The following is a 15,419-nucleotide window of genomic DNA, read 5'->3' on the forward strand; positions in this document are numbered from 1 at the left end:
TGAGGTGCTACGGCTTCCCGCCGAAATCGGTCCCTATCGTTGCGGCCCCGGTCAACCCTTGCTGATTATCGCCGGGCCTTGCGTCATCGAGTCGGAAGAACTGACGCTCCAGACCGCCGAGTTCCTCCGCCGGATGGGCGAAGAGCAAGGTTTGCAGGTCATCTTCAAAGCCTCTTTCGACAAGGCGAATCGCACCAGCCTTCGATCGTATCGCGGGCCCGGTTTGGAGCAAGGACTGCGCATTCTAGCGGAAGTCCGCAATGCCCACCGTTTGCCGATTACCACGGACATCCACTTGCCGGAGCAAGCCGTTCCCGCGGCGAAGGTATGCGATTTGCTCCAGATTCCCGCCTTTCTTTGTCGTCAAACCGACCTCTTGGTCGCCGCCGGAGCTACAGGCAGGCCGGTGCATGTGAAAAAAGGGCAGTTTCTAGCCCCGGCCGATATGCGGCATGTCATCACGAAACTTGCCGAAGCCGGCTGCCGTGACGTGCTTTTGGGAGAACGCGGCACTTTTTTCGGTTACGGCAGGCTCGTGAATGACATGCGGAGCATCCCGCTCATGCAGTCTTTGGGCGTACCCGTGATCTTTGATGCCACCCACAGCGTACAGGAACCCGGCGGACAGGGTGAACGATCCGGCGGAGATCGCCGTATGGTTCCCACCTTGGCACGCGCGGCGGTAGCGGCGGGTGCCGACGGCGTCTTTCTCGAAACCCATCCGGATCCCGACAACGCACTCAGTGACGGCCCCAATATGGTACCTCTGAAAGAGCTACCCAGGCTGTTACGACAACTGGCATCCATCCGCACCCTATATCTGCGCGATTTCGCGGAGGACTCGGCATGAGGCGCGTAAGCCTTCGAATATCACCTTCAACCACGAACGGTCCGCGAACAGCGCCTGCCGGTCGCCGGGGATTCCGACTGTTATACCCACGAGAGGGGCGTGTGTCCAGCACTGGTAGCTGCAACCCCGCAATTCGGGGGAACACGCTTCGTCTTCCTAAGACATGCCGGCGGACGTCGTCCGAATTCCGACTTTTATTGTGCCACCTCACCATCCTCTGGCTCACCTTGGTTCTCTCGACGACGATCGGTTGTCGCAAGCCGGCGCAAAAGGAGGAGCCGCCTCCGACCACGAATGCCGGCCAAACGGCCACGCTTCACCGCGACGAGCTGTTCGAAATTGCTATCGACACCCTCAATCGCCTCTACCAATTCGACGGAACGGATATGGCGATTCAGGTCGCCGATCGCTTGGACCAGTGGATCCGCACGCAAAAACCGCTGGAGGATTGGCAGCCCGATCCGCTTTTGGAGACCCTCCCACCCGACATGCGGGAACTGCCGGAAGTCAGGAACCTGGCCGAACTGCATTTCACGCGTGATGACGCCTTTTCGCTGCAAACCGCCGTCTGGCTGCGCGACATCGCGACCTGGGCGCGGGGCGACGGCGTGGACGAGTTATCCCGAGCAAAAGCGCTCTTCGACTGGGTTGTCTTTCACATCCAACTCGATCCGCTCGATAACTCGCCGCAGCTTTCCAACGGGGAGCTTCTCGTCCGAACGCCGTGGCAAACTCTGCTGCTGGGTCACGGTTCCGCCACCGCCAGGGCCTGGGTCTATCTGTTGCTGTGCCGCCAGGAAGGCCTCGATGCGGCCATGCTTGCGGTCAACGTCGCCGCCGAGGGCCAAGAGCCGCGCTGGGAACCCTGGGCCGTGGGCGTCGCGATCGAGGGTAACATCTACGTCTTCGAACCAAGTTTAGGATTCCCCATCCCCGCCGAAGACGGCCTCAAGATGGTCCCCGGCAGGGGCCTGGAGATCGAGCCGGCGACCCTCCAAGAACTGGCGGATAACGAATCCCTCCTCCGCCGCCTGGATGCCGATCCGCGAAATCCGTATCGCGTCAAATCTTCCATGCTACGCTCCGTACAAGTGTTGCTGGAAGGCTCCGCCGCATATCTATCGCAGAGAATGGAAATGGTCGCCCGAATGCTGGCCGGCGGGGAATCCCTCTCGCTCACGGCTCACCCCAGCGACGAAGCGGCGCGGTTCCGGGAACTGTTTGGGGTCGAGGATGTGTCGCTTTGGACGCTCCCCTATCGTGCCTCGCTCCAGCGCCAGGCATTCGCCGCCGAAGTGAATCGCTACCAGGCGATGGATATGCTGCCCTTCATGGTTCAAACGGAAAGCATGATGCCGCTATGGCGCGGGCGTGTGCTCCACCTGAAGGGCGACCTTCTCGGCGAAGAGAGCGCTACGGCGTGCTACCAAGCGGCACGCCCCTCGCAAAGGCTGCTCGACTCCTCCGGCATGAACTCCGCGCAAGAGATGATGTACATCCAAGCCAAACTCAACGCATCGTATTGGCTCGGCCTGATTTCCGTGTGGTTGGGAAATCGCAAGTCAGCCGAGGACCTCCTGATCAACCGGACCGCCTTGTCGATTCCCGGCCAGCCCTGGGAGCCGGGCGTGGCCTACGCCCTGGGACGACTCAACGAAAAACTGGGAGACTACCCCCGCGCTATCACCGCCTATCGTGCCGATGTTCACCTGCCGAGTCGATTCGGCAATCTCGTTCGGGCAAGGTGGATCGAGGAATTGACCGGCGCCAAACCGCTCGACATCGGCGGCACGAACGAGAGCGGCAACAATTCCACGGACGATTCCGCGAAAGACGAAACCGGGACAGAACAGCCGAACGGCTCAACTTCGACGGATTCCGGGAATCCGTAACGGTGACAGGAAAAGATTTTCAGGCTCGGCTGATCCCGGTCGGCTCTTCGCTTCTATCCGTTTTGAAAGCCTCGGCCGGAGTTTCATCCTGCGTCCCATCCCAGGAAACCCAATCGGGGCGATTGAGAAAATCCCATCGCGCCGCTATACTTCAGGTTTGCGGCCTTCCGAGGGACGGCCCGCTCCGGCATTGACCGGTTGAATGCCGCACCGGAGCCAAATTTGGGGGATAAAATACCCCTACACAGGTGGTTCATTCACAAGATTGTATCGATTACCATCACGCCCGATATTTCCGGAGCCTTTGCCATGAAAGAGGGCATTCACCCGAACTATGTGGAAACCAAGGTCACTTGCGGCTGCGGGAACACGTTCGTCACCCGCAGCACCAAGTCCGAGTTAAAGATTGACATCTGCAACGCCTGCCACCCCTTCTTTACCGGCAAGCTCAAATATGTCGACACCACCGGCCGGATCGAAAAGTTCCGCAACCGATTCGCGGGAGGTTATTCGAGCGTGACGAAAGGCCGCAAGAAGGGCCAACAACAGGAGTCGCAAGACGCCGGTTGATCGCCGCGCGGCCGGCTTCCTGCATAAGCTTGGATGCTTCCTACTCGGTGTTCTCCCCGGAAGCCGCTTTGATCGGTTTCCGGCTCCTTGTGGTACGTGTGGACATCCGATGCTCTTCCGAGCGTTCGGCGGCTGTGTGATATTCCCATGCGCAAACAACTGGACGAAAAGCTCGCCCGGTTCGAGGAGTTGGAGCGGAGCCTTCACGATCCCGAAGTGCTCGCCAACCCTTCTCGGATGTCCGCCGTCCTTCGCGAGCACGGCTCGCTGGCCAAATTGGCGACCCGCTACCGCCGTTTCCGGCAGATATCTCAGCAAATCCTAGAGGCCCGTGAGCTGGCCGAGAATTCTTCCGATCCGGAACTCCGCGAACTGGCCGCATCCGAATTGGAAGCACTGCGCCGCGAACGCGAAGAACTTTGGGACGAGTTGCTGGCCCTGACCGTGGGCGGCGAGGACGCCGAACGGACTCGCTGCATCATGGAAATTCGCGCCGGCACCGGCGGCGAGGAGGCCGCACTTTTCGCTCGCGATCTTTTCGAGATGTACCGCCGTTATGCCGAGCTGAAAGGCTGGAAAATCGAAATCTTGGAGATGAATCCCACGGAGTTGGGCGGATTCAAGGAGATTTCCTTCGGGCTGGAAGGTGATGAGGTCTTTCGCCGCATGCAATACGAGAGCGGCGGCCACCGCGTCCAAAGGGTCCCCGAAACGGAAGCAAAAGGTCGCATTCATACCTCTTTGGCGACGGTGGCGGTCCTCCGCGAGCCTGACGACGTCGAAATCGAATTGAGGCCGGAGGATTACCGCCGCGACACCTATCACGCCAGCGGCCCCGGCGGCCAGCACGTCAACAAGACCTCTTCGGCCATACGGCTGACGCACTACGAGACGGGAATTGTGGTGCAATGCCAGGACGAAAAGAGTCAGCACAAGAACTTCGCCAAGGCGCTCCGGGTCTTGAAAAGCCGTATTTACGAACACTATCAGCGAGCGAAAGATGAGCAGCGGGCGGAGGAGCGGCGGACGCAGATCGGCTCCGGAGACCGCAGCCAAAAAATCCGCACTTACAATTTTCCCGAAAACCGCGTCACCGATCACCGAATCAACCTCACGCTGTATCAGTTGAGCAACATCCTGGCGGGTAATTTGGATCCGCTGATTGAAGCCATCCTGGATCACGAACGGGCGGAACTCCGCAGCACGTTCGGCCAACTCGACTGAAGCCGCGACCACGTTATGGGAGCAAGAGGGGGAAGGATTCCCTCCAAAGTCCCCATCCATACAGTTCGGGACAGGGTTTCATCGCCGAGGGGACCAAAGCCATGGCCGAAACCGAAGTCTGGACGATCGGGCGGCTCTTGGCATGGACGACCGACTACCTGGAGCGACACGGCTCGGAGTCGCCCCGGCTCGACGCCGAAGTTCTGCTGGCGACAGCCAAGGGATGCCGTCGCATCGACCTCTACACGGCCTTCGAAGAGGTCGCCTCCGACGAGGTCCGCGCCAAGTTTCGCGCCATGGTTCGGGAGCGAGCGGAGGGTACGCCGGTGGCGTATTTGGTGGGCCGGCGCGAATTTTTCTCTCTCAGCTTTCGGGTCACGCCCGCCGTTTTGATTCCCCGACCGGAGACGGAAGACCTGGTCGTTCGCATGCTGGATCTGGCCAAGGAATTCCCATCCGAGTGCCCCCTGCGGGTCTGCGACGTCGGCACCGGCAGCGGTATCCTGGCCATCTGCGCCGCTAAGCACCTGCCGCGGGCGGAAATCACGGCTGTGGACATCAGCAATGAGGCCCTTCAAGTCGCCGAAGATAACGCCCGACGGCTAGGCTTTTCGGATCGCATTCGGTTCGTGCAAAGCGATCTCATGGAGGCCCTTTCCCCGCAGGATCCGTTCCATCTCATCTGTTCCAATCCGCCGTACGTCAGCGAAGAAGAATTCACCCGTCTGCCACGCGATGTGCGCGACCACGAGCCGTACCAAGCCCTGGTGGCCGGCCCGCGCGGAACGGAGGTCATCGCACGGTTGGTACCGCAGGCGGCGGAGCGGCTCGTACCGGGCGGGTGGCTCCTGGTCGAGATCAGCCCCATGATCCGTGAAGAGGTTGCGGCCATCCTCGAGGGAGAGCCGAGTCTGCAGCCCGGTCCGATGTTGAAAGATTCGGCACGGCGCTGGCGGATTGCGCAAGCTCGCCGGATCTAACCGAAACCACTCTCCTGCCGATCGCTCTGCGACGCCGGCTTTACTCGGCCGCTTCTCGCGATCCCCGGAACAATGCATGCCGCAAGACGTTACGGTCGGAGGTCAACAGTCCGTCGCCTTGATCGTCCGCCAAGATGCGTCGCATGATCGCGAATTTGGTATCAACGGCATCGGCATAGTGCACCAGGAGGGCCTCCGGAAACATGGGCGGTTTGGAGGAACCGTTTTCTCCCCCCTCCTGATGGGCGATGATCACGTGCTCCAACTTTAGTAACCGCTCTCCCGAAAACCCCACCGCTTCCGCCGCCTCGCGAACTAAGTCTCGCCCCAAAATCGTGTGGCCGAGCAAGGCACCATCCGCCGAATAGGTGGTTTGGAGCGGAGAACAATCCAGTTCTCGCAGCTTGCCGATGTCGTGCAAAATGCCGCCGGCGAGAACCAAATCGCGGTCCAGCGGCGGCTGCATGTCCGGGTATTGCCGACGATATTGGTCGGCCAAGAAGAGGCAGATCTCGGCAACGGAACGCGTGTGCTCCAGCCACCCGCCGGGGTAGACATGGTGGTACGTCCTCGACCCCGGAAGCGTCAGGAGCCTCTCCCGCTCTTGTTCGAGAATATACAAGGTAAGATCCCGCAAACCGGACGGCTCCATCTTGTCCGACGCCAAGGTCCGCAATTCCGTGTAGAGTTGCTCTTTCGGGACGGGCGAATCCGGCACGAACTTGGCGGGGTCGAAACCGGCCTCTCGGTCGCTCTCCCGCACATGTCGTATTTTGCGGATATCCAACGTCGGCCCCCACCGCGACTCGCGGAGCAACGCTCGGACCTTGAAGAAATCGCCGGCCTTCCACTCTTTTTGACATGTCGCAAACCACGGCGAATCCGCCCAAACGGCGACTTGAATCTCCCCCGTTTCGTCGCGCAAGGTCAGCAACCAGAACGGCTGGCCGGCCCGCGTCGTTCCGCTTTCTTTGGCGACCAGCAGCAGAAAAAGATCCCCCTCGTCGCCGAGGGACAATTCCCTGAGGGTGCGTATTCCTTGCGTGGAAGTCATAAGGAATCCGGGATGATATAGGGGGTTCGCCGCGATTACGGTCGCTCCGATTTCCGATAAGAGATAGGGCCGACCGCCGCCCTTTCGTTCCTTTCTGAAACGATCGCCTGGGATTTTAATCCCGATTTCGGCGGGAAGAAAGTCGTCCGCCGATCGGTACCGGAATCGCCATGAGTCCCCCGCGACGCAAACTACGACCGCAAAACATCTCGCCCGGCCAAGTCACGCGAAACTGGGAGGAGGACTTTTCGCACTATCTGTCGGCGGAATGCCACCTTTCGGAAAACACCGTGGCCGCCTACCGCCGCGATCTGCGCCGTTTTCTGCAATGGTTGGGGAACCGCTCACCCACCCGCCTCGAGATTCAAGACCTCTCCGACTACGCCGCGTGGTTGCACGGTCGGAACCTGGCCCCGGCGTCGCTCGCGCGGCATATCGTTTCGCTGCGGCTTTTCCTGCGCTATCTGCAATTGGAAGGACTGGTCACCCAAAACAAGGCCGAACTTCTGGGCGGCCCCAAGCTATGGGAACGCGTGCCGCACGTTCTGACGCCGACCCAAGTGGAAGCCCTGCTACAAAGCCCTCGGCCCTACGACCGCTGCCATCACCGCAATCGCGCGCTGCTCGAGTTTCTTTACGCGACTGGTTGCCGCGCCGGTGAAGCGGCCAACCTGCGGATGGAGGATCTTCATCTGGACGAAGCCTATTGCGTATGCCGCGGCAAGGGCAACAAGGAGCGAATCGTGCCCCTCGGGAAACGGGCGGTCGAGGCCTTTCGCGCTTACCTGGCCGAAGAGCGGCCGCTCTTGGCCGCCGCCTCAGGCGGCCATTCGCCCTATGCCTTCCTCTCCTATCGCGGCAAGCGGTTGCGACGAGAACGCATTTGGGAATTGTTGAAATTCCACGCAATACGGGCCGGGATTCCGCCCGATATCAGCCCCCACACGCTACGGCACAGCTTTGCTACGCATCTCCTGGCGGGCGGGGCCGACCTGCGGCACGTACAGGAGCTGCTCGGCCACGCGGGCATCGCCACCACGCAAATCTACACCCACGTGGACTACGCCAGATTGAAGGCCGTGCACAAGCGGTTTCATCCGCGAGGATAGCTCGCGAAAGAAGCGGCACGCCGCACGACATGACGGCGCAAAGCGTCACTCTTTTCGAGGCGGAGCGAATTTGATTTTTTCCACCAGGCGGATGATGCGACCGTCCGAGGCCACGTAACCGGAGACGGCCGTGATGGCCTTCATGACATTCTCGTAGTTGAGGTCGTAGTCGCAATCGAACTCCACCTCGGCGTCTCCGGCGCCCCCGGGGCCGGCCTGATCGCCCACCAACAGGCGAACCTGTTGGCGAAGCTCCTCGAAGCTGCCCAAGCGACGTTCCGACATATAGATTCCCGACAATCGCCCGCCCGCGGCCGCCGTCAAGCGAACCTTGATCGGCGGCAATTGCGAGTCGCTCGGCACGCCCGCGCTCGGCGCCGCCAACGGCATCTTGATAAAGAAATCTCCCTCGGGCGACACGATCTTGAAGGTCATGATGAAGAACGTCAAGAGCTGGAAGACGACGTCGATCATCGGCGTCATCATCAGCTCGATCTTGCCGCCCGTTCGGGTTCCCGAGCCGCGAAACTTCATCGTCTAAGTGCTCTCTTGTTTGGCGCGCAAGGTGAATTTTTCGAACCCAACCGACTGACACGTGCGTATCAACTCTTGCACTCGCCCGGTTTTCGCATAGCGATCGGCGCGAATGATGATGGTCGTATCGCGATAGTCGCCGCCGCGACGTTCCACCAACTGTTTTTCCACTTGCAGAATCGGTACGATGCCGTCCAACGTGTATTCCTCAACACCGTAAAAAACCGTCCCCTTGGACGTCATCTGCAAGGTGATGGGGTAAGCAGGGGCCGTATCGGGCGGCTTGGCCAACTCGCTGGCGGGAAGCCGAATGAGCTGATTTTGATCGCCCTCCGAAAAATTGATCAAAATCATGAAAAAGGCGATCAACTGAAACGTCATGTCGATCATCGGCGTCATATCGCCTTCGGCGTCGGGAATTTGTCGTCCACGCCCATAGCGCATGTGCGTCCACTCCTCAGGCAACGAACCCCCGGGGCATGCGTAGCCCTTTCAAAACCGCCGACTCCGCACGGAAAAGAATCCCGAGAGGTATTCAGGCCTTCTTAGCGCCGACGCTGGAGAACCGCGACATCAACCCTTCGCTCACGATCCCCACTTCAAGGACCAGTCGCGCGATACGATTGCGGAGAAACCCGTACACAATGATGGCCGGAATGGCAATGATCAGTCCGACCAGGGTTGTAATCAAAGCGGTGGAAATACCGCGGGCGAGATCCGCCGGCTTGGGAGTCGTGGTGCTGTTGGCGATCACGCTGAAGGATCGCACCATGCCGTCCACCGTTCCCAACAATCCCACCATGGGGCTGACGGTGCCGATCAGTCCGATGTAGCTCAGCCGGTGCTCCATGCGCATGGCCTGCTCCTCGCCGACCTCCTGCATGGCCTCCACGGCCTGGGCGTAACCGGCCGAAAGCTTCGCCAAGCCCGCCGACAAGACCTGCCCCAGAAAGGATTCGTCGTTCTTCGCCAATTCGTAGGCTTCTTGGTACCGTTTTTCGTTGAAGTGGGCCTCGAATCCGTCGATTAGCGCCGAGGGTATCACGGTTTCGCGACGGCAGCCGACCAAATTCATCACCAACAGGGCCACAAATGAGAACGAAATCGTCAAGAAGGCCAAGGTGTACGTCCAGCCCAGCGATTCGAAGAACCAACGGAGGACCGACTTCTCTTGCGGCCGGGCGGTCTCCGGCGCGGCCGGTGCCGCTTCGGACGATCCAGCGTCCGCGGCCGGCAGCGTGTCGTCGGTCGCCGCTTCCTCCGCATGGACGGCTGTTCCGGAAGCCGGGATCCACCTCGGCAAACCGCCGAGCATCACCAACAACATCACGAGTGAAGCCGCTACCGAGCCGCTCCAGGTCGACAAGAAGCCTCGCCGCATGGAAACCTCCTGGTTGAAGGTCAAAACCCTAAAATCGTGTTGGCATCCGGTACTCTGTTCCGCGATTTCGTCCGTCCCGAACACGGTTCGCTGCACACCGCCTTCAGATTCACCTCGCCGCCCGCTCGACGCGATCTTCGCCTGCGAGGGGGCGGTCCACTTTGAACCCTCTAATATACCTTGCACCGTCGGCGACCGTAAACTCCCGACCGCGGGCGATCTTGGAGCCGTCCAAGTCGCGGCCACGGGTCGTTCCTGCGAGCGGCGGCCCCTTGCTACCCGCCCGAAACGGTGACCTTGTACTGTTCCTTCAGCACGTCGACCGCCTCCGCCGCCCGCTCCGGATGTTGCAGTTGCGGCCAGAGTTCCGCTAGATTCCGCAGGGCGTCGATGTGGGACGGGGCATGGCCGAAATACAGCAAATCGACGTGCAGAAAGGCGATCACGGCATCCTTGGTTTTGCCCGCTTTACGATACGCCGCCCCCATCGTCCCGTACAATCTGCCCATCACTTCGCTGTTTTCCGTCAAGTCGGGCCGCTCCAAGATGGGTTGAAGCATGGCGATTGCCTCCTCAGCCTGACCCTTTTCCACCAGGGTCCGCGCTTTACCGATGGTAGCCAGCAATTTCGGCGAATCATCGCCGCTCAAGGGGACGGCCAAAGCCTTGTCGAAGGCCGCTTCCGCCTCCGCGAATTTGCCCGCCAAGACGTAAGTCCAGCCCGACTTTTGAAAACCCTCGACCTTGAATTCCGGCCAAGGAGCTTCGCCGATCTTACCGAAATACTCCACCGCTTTGTCGTAATTCTTGACGGCGATCAGCAGCTCCGCAATGATGCGGCAGGCGTCCCAATAGTGATAGGAATTGGGGGCCGACGCGAGAAACGTCACCATCGCCGCGCCGGCCTCCTGCGGCGAGCCGGTACCGGCCAACGCGATCTTCCCCCGGCAATAGGCCCGATAGAATTCCACGTCTTGGGCGATCTCCGGCCGCCGCAGACTGTCCGCGGCTATACGATCCAGGGCGGTCAGGGCGTCTTCGAATCGCGAGGTCTCCACGTTCGACCGGGCGGTGCCCAAAGCCGCCGGCTCCGCGTCGTACGTAATACGGAGGATCTGGTTGACGGGCACCGTTTTCGGGCCGGCCGCCGTCTCGACCGTCACCTGCTGGGGAGACATCTGCGTGATGCGTCCACGTACCTGTTCCGAGGAGGTCACCACGGTATCGACGGCGAACGCCGTCGCGTTCCAGATTCCCGCGGCTATGCATGCAAATCCCAACCAACGCATGTTCATGATCGCCAGTCTCCCTGCGCTATTCCGCTTTCCTAACCCGGCATTCGGCGAAAATGCCGCAGCCTGTCCAACCGCTCGCTCGTGCCTCACGACCGCGAGGCGGCCTGATTTGCCGATCGCTGATCGAACGCCCGCAGACCCTGCGGAGACCGTTCCCCCTGTAACTGCTGGATGGTCCTTACGAGCTTATCGTACTTGTCGTACCAATCCTTGCCTCCTAACGACGGATAAAGCAGGTAGGTGCGACGGATATCCAGCAAGGCCTCCTCCAACAATCGTGAGCGTTCATCGCCGGTCTTTTTTTGCGCCAACTTCAAGCGACATAACGCCAAGTTGTAACGGGCCTGATGAAAGACCGTCTCGAACTTCTGATACGACGCGGCTACCCGTTTGGCAATGCCGCCCCAACCCCAAATCAGATACCGCCCGCCTTTTTCGTATCCGCCGCGAATGGCATTGATGTAGTAGTCTTCCTTGCCCGGCTGCTCGGCCCATTCCTGGTAAATTGTGGCCGCCTCGATCTGGACGTCGATGCGATTCTCTTTGCCTGCCCTGTCGATCACGTACAGCACCGCCTCCAGGGCTTTATCGTAGATTCGGAGGCCGCGCAGGACGCCCGCCAGCCGTACCCGCAGGTAGATCGGCGCATCTTCCGGGGCAAAACCCGGCTCCTGATCGGTCCGCTTAATGAGAGTCACGTAACTGGCAAGCGCCTGTTCGTAAAACGACTGGGCCTTCTCCGGGACCTCGGGCCCGCCGGGATCCAGTCCCTTGCCGAGGCTGAAGTACGTTTCGGCCACCCAATTCAAGGAGCGAAAATCGGCACCTTGGGCACGCTGCGAGATGCGCCCCAACAGCGTCGTAAAACCGGACAGCACGGTCTCCAGTTGCTCCGTTTTATTCTCGCTGCGAAGTTGTTGCACTTGTTGCTCCAACTGCCGGCCCAGGCTGACATAGACGGCCGTCAGGCCCTTGCCGCCGGCGGTCTCGTCGCCCGCCGTCACCAAGGACTCGAGACGATCCAAATACTTCATCGCCTCGTCCACCTGCTGAGCAACCACATAGGCGCGAAGGGCCAGTTTCAGTACTTCCTCTTGAAACGCGCGGCGACTGACGGCGGGATTCTGACGATCGATCAATGTGAGCGGGCCGATCGCTTGATCGTTCAAAAGGTCGATCGATTTGTTCGGCTCGCCCATGGTTAAATAGGCTTGCGCCAACAGCAGCACGGAATACTCGACGAAGTAGTCCACGGCCTGTCCGCCGCTCACGGCCGTGCGAACGATCTCCAGGCCCTTTTCCAGATGCTCCCGCGCATCGTCCCGCAAGGCGGTCAACCGGTCGCCGGCCGGCGCGTTGGCCTCCGCAACGGTCTTGACGTAGTCCGCCCAGAGCGCTTGTCCCAAACGCAATTCCGCCCTGCCCCGTCCCCAAGAGTTCTCAGGCAACTTAGCGATGTAGGCCTCGGCCTCATCCATGCGTCCTAGATCGATCGCGGAATCCATCACCGACAATACGGCTTCCGCAGCCTCGTTTTGGTCCGGCCAGCGCTGGACGAGATAATCCGTCAGACGCACCATCCATTGCAGCTCCCACTCGCCGTCGCCGCCCTGCTTCGTCGAATCCAAGAAGAGCTTACGAACGGCCTTGACCGCCACCTCGCCCGCCTTGTTCGATCCCGCCGCCTGCGGGTAGCGACGCGTCAAGAACTCCCCGAGGACCGCACACTCTTCGAGGCGATCGGCATCCCAAAGCAGGTACACCAGTTTGAAGCGTACCGCATTGACCTGATCCATCACGTCCGGCGAGGCGTAACGCAGGGCCGCTCGATAAAGATCGACGGCGGCTTCCCTTGCGGTGTCGGCTTCCCGGCGGGCCTGGTCGGCGTTCGGTCCCTGTTGCACTTGGCTCATCGCGGCGACAAAACGATTCCAAGCCGCGTCTCCCCGTTCCACGGCGTCCGCAAATCCCTGAACCGGTCCTTCGGCCGGCACTTCTCCCGTCAAACCCGCCAAGGCCGCCTGGGCCTCTCCGCGATTCGGATTGGGCAGTCGGGCAGCGGCCTCCAAAAACCGTCTCGCCGTCGCTCGCAACTGCTGCGCCAGACGCGCGTCCTGGTTCTTCTCCGCGGTTTGAGCCAACTCTACCGCCGACATACCCGCCAAGAATTGAAGACGCAACCCGACTTCACCATTCCGAACGTTCGGTCGCGTGTCGTCGAGCCACTCCTGCGCGCGGGCGACAACCGCCTGGTGATTGCCTTGCTTCCGCAGGATCTCGCACAATCGGGCCAGGGCTTCGGTCCGTAACGGCTGCGTTGCCGGATCGTCCGCGGGTAGGGTCAGCGTCTCTTCGAAAATGGCACTCGCCTCTTGATCCTTGCCCAGCTCTTGCAGACAAACGCCCTGTTGCAACCTCGCAACCAAACCGGCGCCGTAATCGGCGTACTTGTCGTAGATTTTTCCGTACTCGTCGGCCGCCTCCTGCAACAATTTCTTGCGGGTCTCGTCTTCCGGAGGATAGGTCTGGGCCAGTTGATACTGTGCGCCCACGTTGTACAACCTCGCCCGCAGGTAATCCCGGTAGGCGGCCTCTCGTTCGCGACCTTCACGGGAAGTGCTGTCGATGACGCGCCCTTGATACGATTCCGCGCGCTTTCGGGTGGCTTCGAGAAATACCGCGAAGGCCTTTTGCGCCTCCTGGACGGCAGTTCGCGCCTGCTCTCGCAACCTTGCGACTTCCGCTTCCGGCTTGCCTTCGGCCGAGGCCAGCGCGGACTTCGCCCGCTCTACCAGGATTTGGGCGAGTTGTGCGTTTGCATCGCCCACCAGGGCATGTTGCGGATGTTCCTGCACGAACTTCTTGAGCCGATCCATCGCCCGGCTCAAGTACTGCTCCCGGGTCAACGTGACTCTTGTCTGCGAGGCGGCCAGAATCCACGTGGTCCCCGCCTGGTAGTCGATTTCCTCTTTCAAATCCGCCGGACAAGTCGGATCGGCCGCCAAGCCGTCGAGGTAATCCACCGCGGTATCGAAATATCCGCGTTCCCGCAAGCCGTCAAGGAATTTGCGATGATTCTCCACCGCCCAAATGCTCGAAGAGGAAGAGCACGTCAGCGACAGCCCCGCGGCCAAGAGGAAAAAAAGCAACGGCCGGCGTGAATCTCTCATCGATATCGATCTCCATCCCGAGTCTCGGAATGCCTACGGCCCTGCACCGATTATCGCCCTCAATTATGGTCGCAACGAAGCCGAGTCCGCAACACCGGTCGGTGCCTCGCATGGCTGTGCGGCCGGACGGAGCAAACGCTTGGCGGACGGCTGGGCGCAAGCTCCTGCTAGTTGCATTCCCACGGCCTGGGGGCGACGCGGGCGCCCGGCCCGCTTCATGACGACGCCGTAACACCTACCAATCACGCGGTACAATTAGAAAGAACACTGCATACCGTTCCGCTCAGCGGCGGCGCGACAAGTATGAGTAGCATGGAAACCATCGGCGTGCGCATCAGGACAGGCACATCGCGTCAGTACACCCACCCGCGCGAACAGCGGCGGCTGTTATTGCTGGTTTTTCTGATCGGCGGCGGCGTGCTTTTGGCCACATCTGCAAGCCAATGGGTGCCGCAGGCAGCGCAGCTCCTGCGGGTTTTGCGGGGGGCGCCGAGCGAGCAGACGCCGCGGTTCGGCCCAAGGAACGGCACCGCTATCGATACGCGATTGCTACCGCTTCCGGACGAGCAATCCACGCAACCTTTGGTCTCCCAGACCGAATCCGAGCAAGCTCCCGCCTCCGCGGCCGGCCATCCGGCGTCCCCGCCCGGCGGATCGGTCTCTCCACAGCCCGAGGCGGCGGAAGCGGCTTCCTCACGGCCGCCTTTTCCGACTGCCGATATCGACTTTTCATCCGTTCAAGACGACCAACCTTTTCGCCCCGCGGAAGCCGACCCCTGGTTCGCGGTCCTCTCGCGTCTCCGCCAAACGGAAGAAGAGACGATCGCCGCCGCGTCACAAGGCTGGGTGACCTTTTCCCAGCTTTATCGCCGCTCTCAAGACTGGCGAGGACGAATCGTGACGGTCAAGGGCCACGTCGTTCAAGTAGCACGGATGCCCGCCCCGAAAAACAACGTAGCGATCTCCGAATACTATCAGGTGTGGTTTCGCCCGGCCGACGAAAACAACCCGCTGGTGATCTACGCTTTGTCGCTTCCTCCGGGTTTTCCAACGGAACAACGTCTGGATGAGCCGGCGGAGGTGCACGGCGTATTTTTCAAACGCTGGGCCTATCAAGCTCGCGACTCGCTTCGCGCCGCACCCGTCTTGCTGGCGAAGGAGATACACTGGGAAGGCCAGGCGCCGGGGAGCGAGGCCGCACCGGTGCCGAATCCCTTGCCTGCCGTGGTTCTTGCGGCGGTATTCGCCGGGGTCTTTGTTTGGTACGTGTACCAAAAGACGCGCCCCAAACCGCGTGGCGCCGAACCGGGAGATTCCCCACCAGCGGCGTCTCGCGGTGTGCAGCACAAGGCTTAAGCTC

General features: G+C 60.9%; 13 protein-coding genes. 7 read left to right on the forward strand and 6 right to left on the reverse strand.

Translation table 11 applies throughout. The features are described from left to right. Window positions 1-4: 4 nt before the first annotated feature. The 5 genes from kdsA to prmC all read left to right on the forward strand — a co-directional run bounded on the left by kdsA (window position 5) and on the right by prmC (window position 5,516). Window positions 5-850, forward strand: coding sequence for a 3-deoxy-8-phosphooctulonate synthase (gene kdsA / locus ACZ5B4_RS07270; protein ID WP_464913768.1), 846 nt, complete (start codon window positions 5-7; stop codon window positions 848-850). Window positions 851-951: 101 nt separating this feature from the next. Then, window positions 952-2,742, forward strand: coding sequence for a tetratricopeptide repeat protein (locus tag ACZ5B4_RS07275; protein WP_464913769.1), 1,791 nt, complete (start codon window positions 952-954; stop codon window positions 2,740-2,742). A 309-nt stretch (window positions 2,743-3,051) separates the two neighbouring features. Further along, window positions 3,052-3,312: a 50S ribosomal protein L31 gene (rpmE, locus tag ACZ5B4_RS07280; RefSeq protein ID WP_464913770.1), complete on the forward strand. Its 261-nt coding sequence runs from the start codon at window positions 3,052-3,054 to the stop codon at window positions 3,310-3,312. Between the two features lie 147 nt (window positions 3,313-3,459). Next, window positions 3,460-4,536 carry a peptide chain release factor 1 gene (gene prfA, locus ACZ5B4_RS07285; RefSeq protein ID WP_464913771.1) on the forward strand — a complete coding sequence of 359 codons (1,077 nt, stop codon included), beginning with the start codon at window positions 3,460-3,462 and terminating at the stop codon, window positions 4,534-4,536. A 101-nt stretch (window positions 4,537-4,637) separates the two neighbouring features. Next, on the forward strand, window positions 4,638-5,516 hold the full coding sequence (gene prmC, locus ACZ5B4_RS07290; RefSeq protein WP_464913772.1) for a peptide chain release factor N(5)-glutamine methyltransferase: 879 nt from the start codon (window positions 4,638-4,640) through the stop codon (window positions 5,514-5,516). Between the two features lie 40 nt (window positions 5,517-5,556). On the opposite strand, the gene ACZ5B4_RS07295 is transcribed toward prmC, so the two are convergent. After that, entirely contained in the window at window positions 5,557-6,570 is a 1,014-nt protein-coding gene (locus ACZ5B4_RS07295; protein ID WP_464913773.1) for a 3'-5' exoribonuclease YhaM family protein, read from the reverse strand. 170 nt (window positions 6,571-6,740) lie between these two features. On the opposite strand from ACZ5B4_RS07295, the gene xerD reads away from it, so the two are divergent. Beyond that, the gene (gene xerD, locus ACZ5B4_RS07300) at window positions 6,741-7,679 is read left to right on the forward strand and encodes a site-specific tyrosine recombinase XerD (protein WP_464913774.1); all 939 of its coding nucleotides are present in this window, start codon (window positions 6,741-6,743) and stop codon (window positions 7,677-7,679) included. Window positions 7,680-7,724: 45 nt separating this feature from the next. Here xerD and ACZ5B4_RS07305 read toward each other — a convergent pair whose 3' ends face one another. The 5 genes from ACZ5B4_RS07305 to ACZ5B4_RS07325 form a co-directional block, all read right to left on the reverse strand. Further along, window positions 7,725-8,213, reverse strand: coding sequence for an ExbD/TolR family protein (locus tag ACZ5B4_RS07305; protein WP_464913775.1), 489 nt, complete (start codon window positions 8,211-8,213; stop codon window positions 7,725-7,727). A 3-nt stretch (window positions 8,214-8,216) separates the two neighbouring features. Continuing rightward, window positions 8,217-8,657: an ExbD/TolR family protein gene (locus tag ACZ5B4_RS07310; protein ID WP_464913776.1), complete on the reverse strand. Its 441-nt coding sequence runs from the start codon at window positions 8,655-8,657 to the stop codon at window positions 8,217-8,219. Between the two features lie 91 nt (window positions 8,658-8,748). Beyond that, complete coding sequence (locus ACZ5B4_RS07315; RefSeq protein ID WP_464913777.1) at window positions 8,749-9,594, reverse strand: MotA/TolQ/ExbB proton channel family protein; 846 nt, start codon at window positions 9,592-9,594, stop codon at window positions 8,749-8,751. Between the two features lie 275 nt (window positions 9,595-9,869). Next, window positions 9,870-10,889 carry a tetratricopeptide repeat protein gene (locus ACZ5B4_RS07320; protein WP_464913778.1) on the reverse strand — a complete coding sequence of 340 codons (1,020 nt, stop codon included), beginning with the start codon at window positions 10,887-10,889 and terminating at the stop codon, window positions 9,870-9,872. Window positions 10,890-10,975: 86 nt separating this feature from the next. After that, window positions 10,976-14,059 (reverse strand): tetratricopeptide repeat protein, encoded by a 3,084-nt coding sequence (locus ACZ5B4_RS07325; protein ID WP_464913779.1) that lies wholly within the window; start codon window positions 14,057-14,059, stop codon window positions 10,976-10,978. Window positions 14,060-14,362: 303 nt separating this feature from the next. On the opposite strand from ACZ5B4_RS07325, the gene ACZ5B4_RS07330 reads away from it, so the two are divergent. Next, complete coding sequence (locus tag ACZ5B4_RS07330) at window positions 14,363-15,415, forward strand: hypothetical protein (protein ID WP_464913780.1); 1,053 nt, start codon at window positions 14,363-14,365, stop codon at window positions 15,413-15,415. Window positions 15,416-15,419 lie beyond the last annotated feature (4 nt).

This window comes from Thermogutta hypogea, assembly GCF_055386265.1.

Bases quoted from the DNA above. Each gene is read 5' to 3' on its own strand.
- rpmE (WP_464913770.1), top strand. From the start codon at position 3,052: ATGAAAGAGGGCATTCACCCGAACTATGTGGAAACCAAGGTCACTTGC.
- ACZ5B4_RS07315 (WP_464913777.1), bottom strand. From the start codon at position 9,594: ATGCGGCGAGGCTTCTTGTCGACCTGGAGCGGCTCGGTAGCGGCTTCA.
- prfA (WP_464913771.1), top strand. From the start codon at position 3,460: ATGCGCAAACAACTGGACGAAAAGCTCGCCCGGTTCGAGGAGTTGGAG.
- ACZ5B4_RS07320 (WP_464913778.1), bottom strand. From the start codon at position 10,889: ATGAACATGCGTTGGTTGGGATTTGCATGCATAGCCGCGGGAATCTGG.
- xerD (WP_464913774.1), top strand. From the start codon at position 6,741: ATGAGTCCCCCGCGACGCAAACTACGACCGCAAAACATCTCGCCCGGC.
- prmC (WP_464913772.1), top strand. From the start codon at position 4,638: ATGGCCGAAACCGAAGTCTGGACGATCGGGCGGCTCTTGGCATGGACG.
- ACZ5B4_RS07330 (WP_464913780.1), top strand. From the start codon at position 14,363: ATGAGTAGCATGGAAACCATCGGCGTGCGCATCAGGACAGGCACATCG.
- ACZ5B4_RS07310 (WP_464913776.1), bottom strand. From the start codon at position 8,657: ATGCGCTATGGGCGTGGACGACAAATTCCCGACGCCGAAGGCGATATG.
- ACZ5B4_RS07295 (WP_464913773.1), bottom strand. From the start codon at position 6,570: ATGACTTCCACGCAAGGAATACGCACCCTCAGGGAATTGTCCCTCGGC.
- ACZ5B4_RS07325 (WP_464913779.1), bottom strand. From the start codon at position 14,059: ATGAGAGATTCACGCCGGCCGTTGCTTTTTTTCCTCTTGGCCGCGGGG.
- ACZ5B4_RS07305 (WP_464913775.1), bottom strand. From the start codon at position 8,213: ATGAAGTTTCGCGGCTCGGGAACCCGAACGGGCGGCAAGATCGAGCTG.